Consider the following 15,796-nt stretch of genomic DNA (forward strand, 5'->3'; position numbering starts at 1 on the left):
GGGCTTCTCGGAAATGACGGGGTATAGCGCAGCCTGGTAGCGCGGCAGTTTTGGGTACTGCAGGTCGTTGGTTCGAATCCAGCTGCCCCGACCATCCTATCTTGAATCTGCTGGACTTTTCGTCAGCATTCCGTCGCTGCCGCGACTAGGCGCCAGCGACCTTCTGAAGCGATCAATTGACGCTCTATCGGGTAATTCAGTTGGATAAGCGCTCCAAGCCATGTGCAACCGCTACGCCCGATATACTGCGACGGCGAGGCTGGACTAGACAAAGTCGCCGGATACTTTGGATGTTGGATCAGCAAGCTCGTTCAGGAAGGCTTGCCGGATTCGCTCGATCGTGATGGACGCATCTGCTTCGTATTCTTTGGCGAGTGCGTTGGCGATGTGCCGGGTTGCGTCCGCTAGAATTGTTCCCCAAGCCTTTTCTTCGGAAACGTTCATCGTTTCTCGGTACATCCCGACCTTGATCGAGCACCAAAGACTCTTCTCGGCGATCCAGACCCGAAGCACCTCGACCGACTCTGGGTCTCGTAGCGCTGCTGCCGGAACTGTCATTTCGTGCATTGTGGTCCCCCAAGGACATTGACACCCAATCGCGGGCAAACCCGAGGCCAGCCGGATCAAGGAAACCCTATACCGTTTTGCTTCGGCAGCGATCGGGATCAAAGGGTCGACGGTGCCGGCGTCACGAAGCCAGAGATCGTCTTGCCTGATGCAACAACGCCGCCCGGACGGAATATCTTCGTCCAGACGGCGCCGTCGAATACTGGGCCCTGAAATCCCCAGTGCCCATGGGTCGCCCCGGCGGGAAATAGGTTCAACGTTGCGCTGCCTTGCCGCAGTCCAGCCTCGAGATCATGTGCTGCGATCCCGAGCGGATGTGACTTGCCGATGCCGCGTACGCGCTGGCAGGGTAACGCACCTCACACAAGAACAATCCGCGAGGAGGCACCATGGCGCGCAGACTGATCGATATCTCCGTTCCCCTGCAAAACGACGTTCCGGCCGATCCGCCCGGCAACCACCCGACCATCCAGTACATCGACCATCAGCAGGGGCTGCCGCGCATGCTGCAATTCTTCGATGGGTTGAAGGCTGCGGATCTGCCTGACGGGCAGGGCTGGGCCGTCGAGCAGGTCTCGCTCTCGACCCACAACGGCACGCATCTCGACGCGCCCTGGCATTTCCATCCGACCATGAACCGCGGCGAACGATCATGGACCATCGACGAGGTACCGCTGGAATGGTGCTTCCAGCCGGGCGTGAAGCTCGATTTCCGGCATCTGCCCGACGGCTACGTTGCGACTGCCGGCGATGTCGAAGCCGAATTGAAGCGTATCGGGCATACGCTGTCGCCGCTCGAGATCGTCGTCGTCAACACCAGTGCCGGCGCGAAATACGGCCAGCTCGACTACGTCAATTCGGGCTGCGGCATGGGCTATGAGGCGACGATGTATCTGCTCGAGCGCGGCGTGCGGCTGACCGGCATCGACGGCTGGAGCTGGGATGCGCCGTTCGTCTTCACCGCGAAGAAATATGCCGAGACCAGGGACGCCAGCCTGATCTGGGAAGGCCACAAGGCCGGGCGGCACATCGGTTATTGCCACATCGAGAAGCTGCACAATCTCGAGCTGCTGCCGTCGACCGGATTCATGGTGTCGTGCTTTCCAGTGAAGATCGAGCGTGCGTCGGCGGGGTGGACGAGGGCGGTTGCCATCCTCGACGGTTAGAGCATCGTTCAGGCGGTTTTCGGCGGGCGAGGGAACCGGTGGACAGGCTGTTCATTACTGCAGGTTGTTGCGGCACGGCTACAGCCTGAGGGGGCCGAATCTGCTCTCATGCACGTAGTAGATGCATTGGGTGATCGGGCTGCCGGCTCCTCCTCGCGTCCCGATTTCCGAAGCGTTCTCTCCCGTGACTAGAGCCCCGGCGTCTCCCGGGGCTCTTTCTTGCGCGCCACAGATTTGTTGCGCGCGTCCGGCGAGCCAAGCCCCAAAAATAAATCCCAAAAGATAAGTCCCAAAGATACCGCCCCAAAAGAAAATCAGGTGCGCCGAAATCGACGCACCTGATTTATGTCTTCAATATCGCTTGTGTCGGCCGGGTGGTTGTTACCACCGGCAAACGCGAACACCACGCGGGGTCCACCAGCAACGGGGACCGGCATAACCGCCGTAGTAGCCATAGCCGCGGCCATAGCCCCAACCGCGGCCGCGACCCCAGCCGCCGCGATAGCCATAGCCGCGTCCGCGCCATTGCGCTTGCGCGGAAGACGTGGTGGCGCCGACCAGGATGGCAGAGGTACTTGCGACATAGACGAACAACAAAGCGACTGCTGCTAAGCAACGAGTCAGGATATTGTAGCGTTTAGTCATTCTGAAGATCTCCAGTCACTTCCAAACATCTGAACTGATGCTGGCTGCCTCGCTTAGACGCGCGAGACCGGCGTCCGGTTCGAGCATGCTAAGACAATATTTTACTAAGGTTCTTGCGAGCTTTAACGACTCTATTGAGACCAACAGGTAAGGTCAAGTTACGTTCCTATTTGCAAAGGACGATGTGTTTGCTGCGCTCATCTTGTCGTTCATCCGCCGTTCATTCTGTTCATCTTGCATTGCATCGACTTGCGCCGATCTGATTTGTGCATCGCAGAAGCAGAGATTCGCGATGCGCGGAAAGTGCCGTCGCGAACTTGAAGTCGACACGATCATGTTCTCTGAGCGTTGAGAATCCTCCCTGAAGAGTGCCCATGCCGAAACAACACACCTACGTCCTTGGTCTCAACGTCTACGACCATGACGTGAGCGCCTGCCTGCTGCGTGACGGTGCGATCGCCTACGCGATCTCCAAGGAGCGCATCACCCGCGAGAAACACGCCTCCGGCTTCTACAAGGAAGTCATCGACTACTGCCTGTCGGCCGAGGGCATCACGCTCGACGACGTCGATCTCGTGGTGCGCAACAGCTACATCCTGCCGGTGCCCGAGATGGAGGAGCGGATGCTCCACCAGGACATGCCGGGCTTCCTGCCGATCGCCGAACGCAACGAGGCAATCAAGCATCCGCTGTTTCGTTCCAAATCCGACAAGGTGGTGTCGATCTCGCATCACCTCGCGCATGCCTACAGCGCGTTCGCGGTGTCGCCGTTCAAGGATGGCGTCGTGATGATCGTCGACGGCGTCGGCAACTACCAGGCCGACGCGATGGAGTCCTATCCGCAGGATGGGGCCTCGCCGCTCGCCCGCGAGTCGGAGAGCTACTACAGGTTCGACGACACCAGGCTCGAATGCCTGAAGAAGGTCTTCATGGAGCCGGCGCGCGGTCTGTTGTCGGACGAATTCTACAACATGCCCGGTCTCGGCGCGCTGTACAGCCGGGTCTCGACCTATGTGTTCGGCGACTGGAACAAGTGCGGCGAGCTGATGGGGCTTGCGCCCTATGGCCGCCGCGAGCAGGTCGGCCACCTGCTCGAGATGAAGGACGGCAGGCTGCACGTGCCGTTCTGGGGCGCCGAGAACCAGCAGCCCTTCGTGCTCGACAGCGGCAGCTGGGACAAGAGCCCGACGATGCGGCACTGGGAGGACATCGCCTGGCGGGTGCAGGACGACACCGAGAACGTGCTGTTGGCGCGGGCGCGCTGGCTGCGCGAGAGCACCGGCGCGAAGAACCTCTGCATCGCCGGCGGCGTCGCGCTGAACTGCGTGGCCAACGGGCGGATCGCGCGCGAGGCCGGCTTCGAGAACGTCTGGATCCAGCCCGCCGCCGGCGACGACGGCATCGCGATCGGCTGCGCCTATTACGGCTGGCTGGAAATTTTGCAACAGCGCCGCTCGTTCGTGATGGACCACGCCTATGTCGGCCGGCGCTACAGCGACGCCGAGGTGGCGGCCGCGCTGCAAAGCTTCCTGGTGCGCATCCAGGTCGATGCGAAGCGCAGCGACAACATCTGCCGCGACACCGCCAGGCTGCTCGCCGACCAGCGCGTGATCGGCTGGTTTCAGGGACCGTCCGAATTCGGGCCGCGCGCGCTCGGTAACCGCAGCCTGATCGCCGATCCGCGCAAGGCCGAGATGAAGGACATCCTCAACAGCCGCGTCAAGCACCGCCAGGCATTCCGCCCGTTCGCGCCGATCGTGCTGGCCGAGCGCATGAAGGAGATCTTCGAGGGCGAGGAGGACTCGCCCTACATGCTGATCGCGAAGCCGGTACGGCCGGAATGGCGCGACAGGATCCCGGCGATCGTGCATGTCGACGGCTCGGCGCGGGTGCAGAGCGTGCACGAGGAAACCAACCCGATGCTCTATCGCCTGCTGAAGGAGTTCGAGGCGCTGACCGGCGTGCCGGTGTTGATCAACACCTCGTTCAACGTCAAGGGCGAGCCGATCATCGAGACGCCGCAGGATGCCGTGAGCTGCTTCCTCACCACGGGCATCGACAACCTCGTGCTGCACGACACGCTGGTGTCGAAGACCGCCATGCACAAGGTCGTGACGCCCGTGATGACGACGTTCGGCGACGTCGCCACCATTGTCTCCTCGACCACGCAGGACCCCAGCCGCGGCGGAAGCTAGAGCATGGCCCGGAAAGTGTGAAGCGGTTTTCCGAACAGGCCATGCTCAAATAATAAGGGTCACGCCGCTTTCGCCGGTGCCGCGGGTTTCTGCGCCGGCGGCTTGACCGGCTTGTCCTGCCGCTTCGACCACGAGATGTAATAGGCCACGATCGTCATGATCGCGATGCCGGAGATGCTGACGAAGATCTGCGCGAACAGCGAGCCCGAGCTCATCGAGAGCTCGAAATGTCCGACAAAGGACAGGAAAACGCCGACGCAGAACACCGCGAGCGACTGCTGGCCGCAGACGATCAGGGGGTCGAACACCTTCCACTCCAGTGCCGACCAGTCCTTCGGGACAAATCGGATCACCAGCACCGTGAGCACCACGAAGTGCAGGAAGCGGTAGGGCGCGAGGTTGGTCTTGTCGTTCGGGTTGAAGGTCGAATACAGCCAGTCCGGGAACATCGCGCCGAGGTCCGGGAAGCGGCCGGCCATCGTCATGATCAGCGCGAAGATCATGTAGGCGACGCAGAACCACAACGTGTAGCGCGAGTTGATGATGTGCATGTTGGCGCGCGCGCCGCCCATCGCGCACCACGAGCCGAACACGAACAGGACCTGCCAGGCGAACGGATTGAAGTACCAGGTCCCGGCCGGGTAGGCCGGCAGGTTCCAGCCGAAATGGCGCGAGACCAGCCACAGCGCGATCGAGGCCAGCATGGTCCAGTTCGGCTGCCGCAGCATGAACCACAGCACCGGCGGGAACAGGCCCATCAGCACGATGTAGAGCGGCAGCACGTCGAGATTGACCGGCTTGAACTTCAGGAACAGGCCCTGGCGCAGCGTCTCGGTGGCGTTGTCGACGAGGCCGGCGACGTTGAACTCGTTGATGATCTCGGAATCACCGAAGCGCAGCGCCAGATAGCTGATCGAGGCGATGTAGATCACGAACAGGATGATATGGGCGACGTAGAGCTGCCAGACCCGCTTGGTCAGCCTCGTAGCGCCAACGATGAAGCCGCGCTCAAGCATCATGCGGGCATAGACGAAGGACGCAGTGTAGCCGGAGATGAAGACGAACAGGTCCGCGGCGTCGCTGAAGCCGTAATTGCGCGTCGTGATCCAGTTCACGATATTGTCGGGGATGTGATCGAGGTAGATCGCCCAGTTCGCGATCCCGCGGAACAGGTCGAGCCGGAGGTCACGTCCTTTTTCGGGCAAATGAGCGTGGATTTCCATGGGCGCCGCTTCCTCGAGGTGATGCTGTCGAGAAGACCGCGCTATGACAATCTGGCCCAACGGGCCCGAAAGAGAGCCTCTGGAGCGCCCCCAAGGCCAGATTGTCACAGCGCGGTAGAATGACTATACCGGTCCGGCGAAGGCGACCTCCGAGATCGAGGAATCACCGATCAGTTCGTTGAACGGTGTCTCTATACTATCCCGACGGTTTCCTTCAAATCGCTTCCATGTTGCACATCCCACGGGGCCGACCATCCATGACCGCACGCATTTTTAAGCCCGCCAAAAACGCGATGCAATCGGGACGTGCCAAGACCAAAGCGTGGCAGCTGGATTACGAGCCGGAGCAGCCGCGCACCGTGGAGCCCTTGATGGGCTGGACCTCGTCGACCGACATGAAGCAGCAGCTCACGCTGCACTTCGATACCAAGGAGGAGGCGGTGGCCTATTGCGAGCGCAAGGGCATCGCCTACCAGGTGATCGAGCCGAAGGATTCGGTGCACCGCCAGATCGCCTATGCGGACAATTTTGCGTTCCGCCGCTGGGAGCCGTGGACCCACTAGTCGGGCCCCACTGATCGAACCCTCTGGTTCGACCAACCCGGGCCGGCGATCAGATCAGCCCGCCCGGTTTGGCGCGGCAAGGGTGCCCGGGATCGGCAGCGGCGCATCCTTGGAAACGCCGAGCACCGGAAAGCTTCTAATTTTACGCACGTTGGGCAGGCCGGCGAACTGCAGCAGCTGCTGACGCATGTCGTCGACGCTGGGCGCGACGCATCTCAGCATGAAATCGGCATTGCCCGAGATCCGCCAGCATTGCAGGAAGCGCGGCACCGCCGCCACCGCGGCCTCGAACGCCTCGATCGCAACCAGGTTCTGGCTGTCGAGCTGGATCAGCACGAAGGTCGTCACCTCATAGCCGAGCAGCCGTTCGTCGAGCGTGGCGCGGATCGCCTGCACCACGCCGCGGCTGCGCAGGGCGCGGATCCTCCGCAGGCAGGGCGGGGCCGTGATGCCGACCCGCTCGGCGAGCTCATTGATCCTGATCCGGCCGTCGCGTTGCAACTCGGACAGGATCCGCAGATCGATGTCATCGAGCTGTGGGCGCTCTGTCACAGTCACGAAGCTGCCACCGCGGTCCGCGGACCCTTGCTGCCGTGGCTTGCCTGGCCGGCCGCGGCCTGCGGCGCAACGCCCGACAGCACCAGCTTCTCGTGCGCTGCGATGATGGCGTCGCGGGTCAGCCGGCCGCCGGGGCGGTACCAGGTGCACAGCCCGGTCAGCAGCGCCAGGATCGCGAAGGTCGCGACCTGGATGTCGACGACCTCGAACACGCCCTCCGACACGCCGTCGGTGAGGATCTGCGCCAGCCGCGCCTCATAGGCGCCGCGCAACGCCACCACGGCGTCATAGTTCTTGGCATCGAGGCTGCGCAGCTCGGAATTGGCGATGAAGACCTCGCGCTTGCGGGTCATGTGATAGGTGACGTGGAAGGCCACGAAGGCGCGCAGCCTCTCGACCGGATCGGCCTTGCCTTCAAGCGCCTGATCAAGCTCGCGCAGCAAATCGTTGATATGGTCCTGCACCAGATCGAACAGCAGGTCCTGCTTGGTTGAGATATGATTGTAGAGTGAGCCGGCCTGGATGCCGACCTCGGCGGCAAGCTGGCGCAGGCTCATCGCCTCGTAGCCGTGCTCGAAGATCAGGCGCACGCCGGCCTTGCGGATCGCCTCCAGCGTCGTGGGGCCATGTGAGCCGATCGTGCGTGCCATCGGGGCCTCGGAGGGATGTTGGCTTGTCAGGGAGTGCCGGAAACAAGCGAACGACCGTATGTTTATCGCATGAAACCCCAGTGAATTCAATGAACTGCGGATTTCATGCAGCAACCTTAGCAACAGTCGCTTGCGAGGCCAAGAAAAAAACGTATGATCGTTTAATTGCAGAATGAATCTCATGGGAGGGATCATGGCCTCGAACCAGGCGGCAATCTTCAATTTCGACCTTGGCGAGACCGCGGACGCGATCCGCGAGACGGTGCACGACTTCTCGACCAACGAGATCGCGCCACGCGCCGCCGAGATCGATCGCTCCAACAGCTTTCCGCGCGACCTCTGGCCGAAGATCGGCGCGCTTGGCCTGCACGGCATCACGGTCGAGGAGGAGTATGGCGGCTCGGGCCTCGGCTATCTCGAGCACTGCGTCGCGGTCGAAGAGATCTCGCGGGCGTCCGCTTCGGTCGGACTGGCTTACGGCGCGCATTCCAATCTCTGCGTCAACCAGATCCGCCGCAACGGCAATGAGGCGCAGAAGCGCAAATATCTGCCGAAGCTGATCTCCGGCGAACATGTCGGGTCGCTGGCGATGTCGGAGCCCGGTGCCGGCTCGGATGTGGTCTCGATGAAGACCCGGGCTGACAAGAAGGGCGACCGCTACGTCCTCAACGGCAACAAGATGTGGATCACAAACGGTCCGCACGCCGAGACGCTGGTGGTCTACGCCAAGACCGACGCGAACGCCGGCCCGCGCGGCATGACCGCCTTCATCATCGAAAAGGGTATGAAGGGATTTTCCACCGCGCAGAAGCTCGACAAGCTCGGCATGCGCGGCTCCGACACCTGCGAACTGGTGTTCGAGGATTGCGAGGTGCCGGAGGAGAACGTGCTTTCCGAGGTCGGCCGCGGCGTCAACGTGCTGATGAGTGGCCTCGACTATGAGCGCGCGGTGCTGGCAGCGGGGCCGATCGGCATCATGCAGGCCTGCATGGACGTCGTGCTGCCCTACGTTCACGAGCGCAAGCAGTTTGGTGAGCCAATCGGCTCGTTCCAGCTGGTGCAGGGCAAGATCGCCGACATGTACACCACGATGAACGCCTCGCGTGCCTATGTCTACGCGGTGGCGAAAGCCTGCGACCGTGGCGAGACCACGCGCGAGGATGCCGCCGGCGCCATCCTCTATGCCGCGGAGAAGGCCACCCAGTGCGCGCTGGATGCGATCCAGCTGCTCGGCGGCAACGGCTATATCAACGACTACCCGACCGGCCGGCTGCTGCGCGACGCAAAGCTCTACGAGATCGGCGCCGGCACCAGCGAGATCCGCCGCATGCTGATCGGCCGCGAGCTGTTTGCCAAGACGGCCTGAGCCTCGCACCGGCCGTTGCGCCCCCCGGCGCGGCGGCCCGCTTCCCCAAATCCTGTCGGCTCCTCCAACGAAACGTGCAACACCGATGCCGCTTCATTCGACGATCGATCCCACATCTTCTGAATTCGCCCGCAACGCCGAGGTGATGCGAGGCCTGGTTGCGGAGCTCCGCGACAAGCTCAAGCATGTCGCCGGCGGCGGCGGCGAGACCTCGCGCAAGCGCCACACCTCGCGCGGCAAGATGCTGGCGCGCGACCGCGTCGATCTGCTGGTCGATCCCGGCACCGCGTTCCTCGAGCTGTCGCCGCTCGCCGCCAATGGCCTGTACGGCGGCGACGTGCATTCGGCGAGCGTCATCACCGGCGTCGGGCGCATCGCGGGCCGTGAATGCATCATCGTCGCCAACGACGCCACCATCAAGGGCGGCACCTATTACCCGATGACGGTCAAGAAGCATCTGCGCGCCCAGGACATCGCGCGGCAGAACAATCTGCCCTGCGTCTACATGGTGGACTCCGGCGGCGCCTTCCTGCCGTTGCAGGACGAGATCTTTCCCGACGAGCGGCATTTCGGCCGCATCTTCTACAACCAGGCGCAGATGTCCTCGCAGGGCATCCCGCAGATCGCGATCGTGATGGGCTCGTGCACCGCGGGCGGCGCCTACGTGCCGGCGATGTCGGACGAGAGCATCATCGTGCGCAACCAGGGCACGATCTTCCTCGGTGGCCCGCCGCTAGTGAAGGCGGCGACTGGTGAGGTCGTCACCGCCGAAGAGCTCGGCGGCGCCGATGTCCATTCCCGGCAGTCGGGGGTGACCGATCACTACGCGCAGAACGACGCCCATGCGATCGGCATCGCGCGCCGCATCGTCGGCACGCTGAAGCAGCCGGCGAAGGCACAGCTCAACATGCGCCCGCCGCAGGAGCCGTTGTTCCCCGCCGAGGAGATCTACGGCGTGGTCTCCGCCGACGGCCGCAAGCCGTTCGACGTGCACGACATCATCGCGCGGATCGTCGATGGCTCCGAGTTCGACGAGTTCAAGAAACTCTACGGCACCACACTGATCTGCGGCTTCGCCCATATCTGGGGCTATCCGGTCGGCATCATCGCCAACAACGGCATCCTGTTCAGCGAGAGCTCGCTGAAGGGCGCGCATTTCATCGAGCTGTGCTGTCAGCGCGGCATTCCCCTGGTGTTCCTGCAGAACATCACCGGCTTCATGGTCGGCAAGAAATACGAGGCCGGCGGCATCGCGCGCGACGGCGCCAAGCTGGTGACGGCGGTTGCGACCGCCGGCGTGCCGAAATTCACTGTCGTGATCGGCGGCTCCTATGGCGCCGGCAATTACGGCATGTGCGGCCGGGCCTACAGCCCGCGCTTCCTCTGGCTGTGGCCGAACGCCCGCATCTCGGTGATGGGCGGCGAGCAGGCCTCGATGGTGCTGAGCCAGGTGCGGCGCGACGGCATCGAGGCCAAGGGCGAGAGCTGGTCGGCTGAGGAGGAAGACAAATTCCGCGAGCCGATCCGTGCCCAGTACGAGAAGCAGGGCAATCCGTATTACGCAACCGCGCGGCTCTGGGATGACGGCGTGATCGATCCCGCCGACACGCGTCTGGTGCTCGGGCTCGGCCTGTCGGCCGCGGCCAACGCGCCGATCGAGCCCACCAAGTTTGGCCTGTTCAGGATGTGATCATGGACCGCTCAAAACTCTACCGGCGTTTCCGTACGCTTCTGATCGCCAACCGCGGCGAGATCGCCTGCCGCGTCATCCGTTCCGCGCGCGCCATGGGGCTGCGCACGGTCGCGGTCTATTCCGAAGCCGACCGCGACGCGATGCATGTCGCGCTCGCCGATGAGGCCGTGTTGCTCGGGCCTGCCCGGGCCCGCGACAGCTATCTCAACATCGAGCGCGTGATCGCGGCGGCCAAGGAGACTGGCGCGGAGGCGGTGCATCCCGGCTACGGCTTCCTGTCCGAGAATGCCGAGTTCGCGCAGGCCTGCCTCGACGCTGATCTCGTGTTCGTCGGCCCGACCGCCGAGATGATGACCGCGATGGGCTCGAAGTCCGGCTCCAAGGCGTTGATGGAGAAGGCCGGCGTGCCGCTGGTGCCCGGCTATCACGGCGAGGCCCAGGACGAGGCGATTTTGGCGGAGGCCGCCAACCGGATCGGCTTCCCGGTGCTCGTGAAAGCGTCGGCCGGCGGCGGCGGCCGCGGCATGCGCGTGGTCAACTCGGCGGCTGAACTCGCGGCCGCGATCACCAGCGCCAAGCGCGAGGCCAAGGCGGCGTTCGGCGACGACCGCATGCTGATCGAGAAATACGTCCAGAACCCGCGCCACATCGAGGTGCAGATCATCGGCGACAGCCATGGCAATCTGCTCTCGCTGTGGGAGCGCGAATGCACGCTGCAACGGCGACACCAGAAGGTGATCGAGGAGGCGCCGTCGCCGACCCTCAATGCCGCGCAGCGCGAGACGGTGTGCGAGGCTGCCCGCAAGGCGGCCGGTGCTGTGAACTATGTCGGCGCCGGCACCATCGAGTTCGTCTCCGACGGCAAGGATGTGTTCTTCATCGAGATGAACACCCGTTTGCAGGTCGAGCATCCCGTCACCGAGCTCATCACCGGCGTCGATCTCGTGGAATGGCAGCTGCGCGTCGCGTTCGGCGAGGCGCTGCCGCTGAAGCAGAATGAGATCAAGCTGAACGGCCATGCCATCGAGGCGCGCGTCTACGCGGAAAATCCGCAGAAGAACTTCATGCCTTCAGTGGGCCGCATCAAGACCTGGCGGACGCCGCCGGACGGCGACGGACTGCGCATCGATGCCGGCTATCGGAGCGGCGATAACGTCTCGCCATACTACGACGCGATGCTCGCCAAGGTGATCGCCTGGGCGCCGACGCGCGAAGGCGCGATCGAGAAGCTCAATCGCGGGCTGGAGCAGACCGACGTCCGCGGCATCGTCACCAACCTCCCATTCCTGTCGGCCCTGGTGACGCATCCGGCGACCCGCACCAATGCGATCGATACTGGCTTCATCGAGCGCGAGCTGAAGAACCTGACGGCCGGCGCCGGCGCGGCCGGCGAGTTCGAGCTCTGCGCGGCGGTGGCTGCGATCGTCAATGACGAGCAGAAGGCGGCGAGGGGCGAGGCGAATTCGCCATGGCAGGCGTTCGGCTGGATGCCGGTCGGCCGCCGCCAGCGGGTGTTCTCGTTGCGGCAGGGCCATGAGCCGCCGCAAACCATCACGCTGCACTATGGCAACGGCCCGTCGACGCTATCGGTCGGCGGGCGCGAGCTCGCCTTTGCGATCTCGTCGGCCGGCGATGATGGCTTCGACCTGACGCTCAACGGCCTCAAGTCGCGCGTTGCATCGGTCATCGAGGGCCACGAGCTTTACCTGCGCACCCGCAACGGTCGCTTCGACCTGCACTGGGTCGATCCGTTCGGCGGCGAGAGCGAGGAGCAGGTCGGCGAGGACAAGATCGTCGCGCCCTTGCCGGGCACCGTGGTCGCACTGCTGGCCGAGGAGGGCGCGACCTTGGAGAAGGGCGCGCCGATCCTGACGCTCGAGGTGATGAAGATGGAGCAGACCCTGCGCGCGCCCTACGCTGGTGTGCTGAAGAAGCTCAAATGCAAGGTCGGCGACATCGTCGGCGAGGGCGTCGAGCTTGCCGAGGTCGAACCGCAGGCCGCGTCATGAGCGATCAGATCCGCATCGTCGAGATGGGGCCGCGCGACGGCCTGCAAAACGAGAAGACACCGGTCAGCGTCGAGGCGCGCATCGCGTTCGTCGAGGCGCTGGTGGCCGCAGGGCTTAGCACCGTCGAGGTCGGCGCCTTCGTGTCGCCGAAGGCGATTCCGCAGATGGCAAGCTCCGATGAGGTGCTGCGCGGCGTCGGCCATATCAAGGACGCCGAATTCCACGTGCTGGTGCCGAACGAGAAGGGCTATGACGCCGCGTGTGCGGCCGGCGCCAAAGTGGTCTCGGTATTCGCAGCGGCTTCCGAAGGCTTCTCGCGCGCCAACATCAATTGCTCGATCGCGGAGTCGATCGAGCGCTTCAAGCCGGTGCTGGCGCGCGCCAAGGCCGATGGCGTCAAGGTGCGCGGCTATATCTCCTGTGTGCTCGGCTGTCCGTTCGACGGCGAGATCAAGCCGAAGGCGGTCGCCGATCTCGCGGTGACGCTGTGGGATCTCGGCTGCTACGAAATCTCGCTCGGCGACACCATCGGCGTCGGCACGCCGCTCAAGGCCAGGGAGATGGTGCGTGCGGTCGGCGCCGAGCTTCCGGTGGCTAACCTTGCGATGCACTTCCACGACACCTACGGCCAGGCGCTGGCCAACCTCTATGCCGGCATGGAAGAGGGCGTCCGCGTCATCGATGCCGCCGCCGGCGGCCTCGGCGGCTGCCCCTATGCGCCCGGCGCCACCGGCAATGTCGCGACCGAGGATGTCGTCTACATGCTCGAGGGCATGGGCGTGAAAACCGGCGTGGACATGGACAGGCTGTTGGCGACGACGAACGAGGTCGCCACCTTGCTCGGCCGGCCGCCGGTGAGCCGCGTCGCCTCGGCGCTGAACGCAAAGCGGAAGCGGTTTTCGTAGATTGTAGGGTGGGTCTCGCTGCGTGCTACCCGCGAAGTGCTCGTTGTCTCCAGCGGTCGCATTCAGAGCTATGCGCTGGGAAGCCTAGATTCAAGGCGCACAAGTCGCGCCCCTGGCTTGCGTAGTCCGGGCTCCCGAAGCCGAACTCTCACCCCATATGGGTAGGGTGCGGTAGCGCCTCGCGCTATCGCCGCCCTCCTTGAGGGCGTTTCCTCCCTAGACTTGGGCCGCTTGTTGTTTCGAGCGGCCCTTTTTCTTACGCCGCCGCTGCGTCGATGGTCGCGATCATGGTCCTCATGTCCGTCGCCAGCTCGCGATAATGCCCGCCCAGCCGCTGGTATAGTTCGCGGTTGCTCCCATCCAGCGTCCTGCGCGCGATCAGCTCGCATTCGTTGGCGAGGGTCTCAAAACGTTCCAGCTTCGCTTGGAGAGCAGACATGGCGGGCGTTTCCCTGACTGTTACTGAGGGAGTTGCGACGCTACTACTCCGACTGCGTCTAGCGCCACCATAATTATAGGGTCGAACCAAATTCTTCCCGACAGCGACCTTGACCGATATCGCTGCGTGGGGCCGCCGAATGGAATTCGTTTTGCAGTGCAGCGCACGCAGTCCTCTTCGGCGGTTCCCGATTCAAAATCCCCCGAAAGCGTTCATGGCTTGGTGACTCAAACGTGCTGTGGTGACGGGGCTCGCAATTGCTCCAGGCGGTCTTGCCATGTCCGGACAGGTGTCAGCTTCTCGCGGCCGAACATTCCTGGCCGGGAAGATCGTCTTCAATTTCGGGCGGTCCGCATTCGACTGCACGGTCCGGCAGCTCACCGATGCGGGCGCGACGGTGGAACTCGAAGCCACGATCGGCATTCCCGACCAGGTCCAGCTGCTGCTCGTCGGCACCAACCAGGTGAGGCCGTGCAAACGGCTGTGGCAATCGGACCGGCAGCTCGGCCTTGCCTTTGAGGAGCAGCGGACAAGTGCTGCGGCGTCCGCGCCTGCGGTTCCTGCCGCTCCCGCGCCGGCCGCAACTCCCGAGCGGCGCAGCGGCGATATCCTGCGCGGGCACATGCTGGCGCTGCGGGCGGCACTCGACCAGATCCCGGTCGGCATCCTGCTGCTGGACGCGGAGCTGAAAGCCCAGTTCATCAACCGCGCGTTTCGGGCCATGTGGGCGCTTCCGGATACGGTTGCCGACCGCAACCCCAGCTTCACCGATCTGATGCATCACGGATGCAAGATCATGGCCTACGAGCTGCCGGCCGAGCAGCTCCAAGCCTATGTTGCCGAGCGCGTTCGCCTCGTCAGCGTCGGGGACGCAAACCCGATCGATCTCAGGCGCAGCAACGGCGATGTGGTTCGGTGTCAGTGCACGCCGCTGCCCGACGGCGGACGGATGGTGAGCTACACGCCCGTGACCGACATCGTGCGCGCGTCTGACAAGCTGAAGGTGCTGACCGGTGCGCTCGAGAATGTCGAGGACGGCGTCGTGCTGCTCGATCGAGATCTCAATGCGGTCTTCCTCAACCGGAGAATGCGGGAATTCTGGGAGGTGAGCGAGGAGGAAGTCGCGCGGCATCCGGCCTATGTCACGCTCATCACGCGCAACCGCCGCGCAGTCCCGACCGGCGCGACGGCGGAGCAGATCAAGGCCTTTCCGGCGAAGCGGATCGCGGAGATCAAGGCCGGCGATCACAAGCGCGACGTGCAGACGCCGGACGGCCGCAGCATCAGGGTTCATTGCTCGACGATGGCAAACGGCGGTCGGATGCTGACCTTTGTCGACGTCACCGATCTCGTGCGCAACGCGCAACAGCTTGAGGTGCTCGCGACCACCGACCCGCTCACCGGCCTGTTCAACCGCAGGCACTTCCTGACGACGCTGGATGCAGAGTGGAGCCGGTTTCAGCGCTACTATCGTTCCGTATCCGTCCTGATGGTCGATATCGATCATTTCAAGAGCATCAATGACCGGTTCGGCCATGCGGTCGGCGACGAGGCGATCAAGGCCGTTGCCGAGATTTGCATTCGCGGCAAGCGCAAGTCTGACGTTGTCGGCCGCGTCGGAGGCGAGGAGTTCGCCGTCCTGTTGCCGGAAACGACGTTGTCGCGCGCCCGCGCCGTCGCCGAGCGTATTCGCAAGCGGGCGGAAGCGTTGACCTTGGGCGCGGATGATCGTCCGGTGTCGCTCACGGTGAGCATCGGCGTTGCCGAGGCCTTCACCAGCATGCCCGGGATAGACGCCTGATGAAGGCCGCCGATGC

General features: G+C 63.7%; 14 protein-coding genes and 1 tRNA gene. 9 read left to right on the top strand and 6 right to left on the bottom strand.

The annotated features are described in order from the left end of the window. Positions 1 to 17 precede the first annotated feature (17 nt). A tRNA-Pro gene (locus AKN84_RS08710) sits at positions 18 to 94 on the top strand. 170 nt (positions 95 to 264) lie between these two features. Here AKN84_RS08710 and AKN84_RS08715 read toward each other — a convergent pair. Further along, complete coding sequence (locus AKN84_RS08715) at positions 265 to 567, bottom strand: DUF5076 domain-containing protein (RefSeq protein ID WP_050420334.1); 303 nt, start codon at positions 565 to 567, stop codon at positions 265 to 267. Positions 568 to 956: 389 nt separating this feature from the next. Here AKN84_RS08715 and AKN84_RS08720 point away from each other — a divergent pair, with 389 nt between their 5' ends. Next, entirely contained in the window at positions 957 to 1,733 is a 777-nt protein-coding gene (locus AKN84_RS08720; RefSeq protein ID WP_050420335.1) for a cyclase family protein, read from the top strand. A 381-nt stretch (positions 1,734 to 2,114) separates the two neighbouring features. Here AKN84_RS08720 and AKN84_RS44750 read toward each other — a convergent pair whose 3' ends face one another. Further along, entirely contained in the window at positions 2,115 to 2,378 is a 264-nt protein-coding gene (locus AKN84_RS44750) for a hypothetical protein (protein WP_128970556.1), read from the bottom strand. A gap of 374 nt (positions 2,379 to 2,752) precedes the next feature. Here AKN84_RS44750 and AKN84_RS08725 point away from each other — a divergent pair, with 374 nt between their 5' ends. After that, positions 2,753 to 4,573 carry a carbamoyltransferase family protein gene (locus AKN84_RS08725; protein ID WP_050420336.1) on the top strand — a complete coding sequence of 607 codons (1,821 nt, stop codon included), beginning with the start codon at positions 2,753 to 2,755 and terminating at the stop codon, positions 4,571 to 4,573. Positions 4,574 to 4,632: 59 nt separating this feature from the next. Here the strand turns inward: AKN84_RS08725 and AKN84_RS08730 are convergent, their stop codons facing one another. Beyond that, entirely contained in the window at positions 4,633 to 5,796 is a 1,164-nt protein-coding gene (locus AKN84_RS08730; RefSeq protein ID WP_050420337.1) for an OpgC domain-containing protein, read from the bottom strand. 257 nt (positions 5,797 to 6,053) lie between these two features. Here AKN84_RS08730 and AKN84_RS08735 point away from each other — a divergent pair, with 257 nt between their 5' ends. Further along, entirely contained in the window at positions 6,054 to 6,359 is a 306-nt protein-coding gene (locus AKN84_RS08735; protein WP_050420338.1) for an ETC complex I subunit, read from the top strand. Between the two features lie 54 nt (positions 6,360 to 6,413). Here AKN84_RS08735 and AKN84_RS08740 read toward each other — a convergent pair whose 3' ends face one another. Both AKN84_RS08740 and AKN84_RS08745 read right to left on the bottom strand, forming a co-directional pair. Then, entirely contained in the window at positions 6,414 to 6,911 is a 498-nt protein-coding gene (locus AKN84_RS08740) for an Lrp/AsnC family transcriptional regulator (protein WP_050420339.1), read from the bottom strand. Between the two features lie 2 nt (positions 6,912 to 6,913). Continuing rightward, positions 6,914 to 7,567 (bottom strand): TetR/AcrR family transcriptional regulator, encoded by a 654-nt coding sequence (locus AKN84_RS08745; RefSeq protein WP_050420340.1) that lies wholly within the window; start codon positions 7,565 to 7,567, stop codon positions 6,914 to 6,916. Between the two features lie 193 nt (positions 7,568 to 7,760). Between AKN84_RS08745 and AKN84_RS08750 the strand changes: the two genes are divergently transcribed. From AKN84_RS08750 to AKN84_RS08765, 4 genes are all read left to right on the top strand, one after another. Continuing rightward, positions 7,761 to 8,933 (top strand): isovaleryl-CoA dehydrogenase, encoded by a 1,173-nt coding sequence (locus AKN84_RS08750; RefSeq protein WP_050420342.1) that lies wholly within the window; start codon positions 7,761 to 7,763, stop codon positions 8,931 to 8,933. A gap of 85 nt (positions 8,934 to 9,018) precedes the next feature. Beyond that, positions 9,019 to 10,623 (top strand): carboxyl transferase domain-containing protein, encoded by a 1,605-nt coding sequence (locus tag AKN84_RS08755; protein ID WP_050420343.1) that lies wholly within the window; start codon positions 9,019 to 9,021, stop codon positions 10,621 to 10,623. A gap of 2 nt (positions 10,624 to 10,625) precedes the next feature. After that, complete coding sequence (locus AKN84_RS08760) at positions 10,626 to 12,635, top strand: acetyl/propionyl/methylcrotonyl-CoA carboxylase subunit alpha (protein WP_050420344.1); 2,010 nt, start codon at positions 10,626 to 10,628, stop codon at positions 12,633 to 12,635. Then, positions 12,632 to 13,540: a hydroxymethylglutaryl-CoA lyase gene (locus AKN84_RS08765; RefSeq protein ID WP_050420345.1), complete on the top strand. Its 909-nt coding sequence runs from the start codon at positions 12,632 to 12,634 to the stop codon at positions 13,538 to 13,540. Before AKN84_RS08760 ends, AKN84_RS08765 begins: the two co-directional genes overlap by 4 nt. Positions 13,541 to 13,796: 256 nt before the next feature. On the opposite strand, the gene AKN84_RS08770 is transcribed toward AKN84_RS08765, so the two are convergent. Beyond that, a complete protein-coding gene (locus AKN84_RS08770) occupies positions 13,797 to 13,979 on the bottom strand; it encodes a hypothetical protein (RefSeq protein WP_050420346.1) in 183 nt (60 codons plus the stop codon). Positions 13,980 to 14,256: 277 nt separating this feature from the next. Between AKN84_RS08770 and AKN84_RS08775 the strand changes: the two genes are divergently transcribed. Further along, positions 14,257 to 15,780, top strand: coding sequence for a sensor domain-containing diguanylate cyclase (locus AKN84_RS08775; protein ID WP_244484990.1), 1,524 nt, complete (start codon positions 14,257 to 14,259; stop codon positions 15,778 to 15,780). Positions 15,781 to 15,796 lie beyond the last annotated feature (16 nt).

The organism is Bradyrhizobium tropiciagri, assembly GCF_001189845.1.
GTDB lineage: Bacteria > Pseudomonadota > Alphaproteobacteria > Rhizobiales > Xanthobacteraceae > Bradyrhizobium > Bradyrhizobium tropiciagri.

What these genes read in the sequence shown, in the direction of transcription:
- AKN84_RS08715 (WP_050420334.1), bottom strand. Translation starts at nt 567, where the DNA reads ATGCACGAAATGACAGTTCCGGCAGCAGCGCTACGAGACCCAGAGTCG.
- AKN84_RS08720 (WP_050420335.1), top strand. Translation starts at nt 957, where the DNA reads ATGGCGCGCAGACTGATCGATATCTCCGTTCCCCTGCAAAACGACGTT.
- AKN84_RS44750 (WP_128970556.1), bottom strand. Translation starts at nt 2,378, where the DNA reads ATGACTAAACGCTACAATATCCTGACTCGTTGCTTAGCAGCAGTCGCT.
- AKN84_RS08725 (WP_050420336.1), top strand. Translation starts at nt 2,753, where the DNA reads ATGCCGAAACAACACACCTACGTCCTTGGTCTCAACGTCTACGACCAT.
- AKN84_RS08730 (WP_050420337.1), bottom strand. Translation starts at nt 5,796, where the DNA reads ATGGAAATCCACGCTCATTTGCCCGAAAAAGGACGTGACCTCCGGCTC.
- AKN84_RS08735 (WP_050420338.1), top strand. Translation starts at nt 6,054, where the DNA reads ATGACCGCACGCATTTTTAAGCCCGCCAAAAACGCGATGCAATCGGGA.
- AKN84_RS08745 (WP_050420340.1), bottom strand. Translation starts at nt 7,567, where the DNA reads ATGGCACGCACGATCGGCTCACATGGCCCCACGACGCTGGAGGCGATC.
- AKN84_RS08750 (WP_050420342.1), top strand. Translation starts at nt 7,761, where the DNA reads ATGGCCTCGAACCAGGCGGCAATCTTCAATTTCGACCTTGGCGAGACC.
- AKN84_RS08755 (WP_050420343.1), top strand. Translation starts at nt 9,019, where the DNA reads ATGCCGCTTCATTCGACGATCGATCCCACATCTTCTGAATTCGCCCGC.
- AKN84_RS08760 (WP_050420344.1), top strand. Translation starts at nt 10,626, where the DNA reads ATGGACCGCTCAAAACTCTACCGGCGTTTCCGTACGCTTCTGATCGCC.
- AKN84_RS08765 (WP_050420345.1), top strand. Translation starts at nt 12,632, where the DNA reads ATGAGCGATCAGATCCGCATCGTCGAGATGGGGCCGCGCGACGGCCTG.
- AKN84_RS08770 (WP_050420346.1), bottom strand. Translation starts at nt 13,979, where the DNA reads ATGTCTGCTCTCCAAGCGAAGCTGGAACGTTTTGAGACCCTCGCCAAC.
- AKN84_RS08775 (WP_244484990.1), top strand. Translation starts at nt 14,257, where the DNA reads ATGTCCGGACAGGTGTCAGCTTCTCGCGGCCGAACATTCCTGGCCGGG.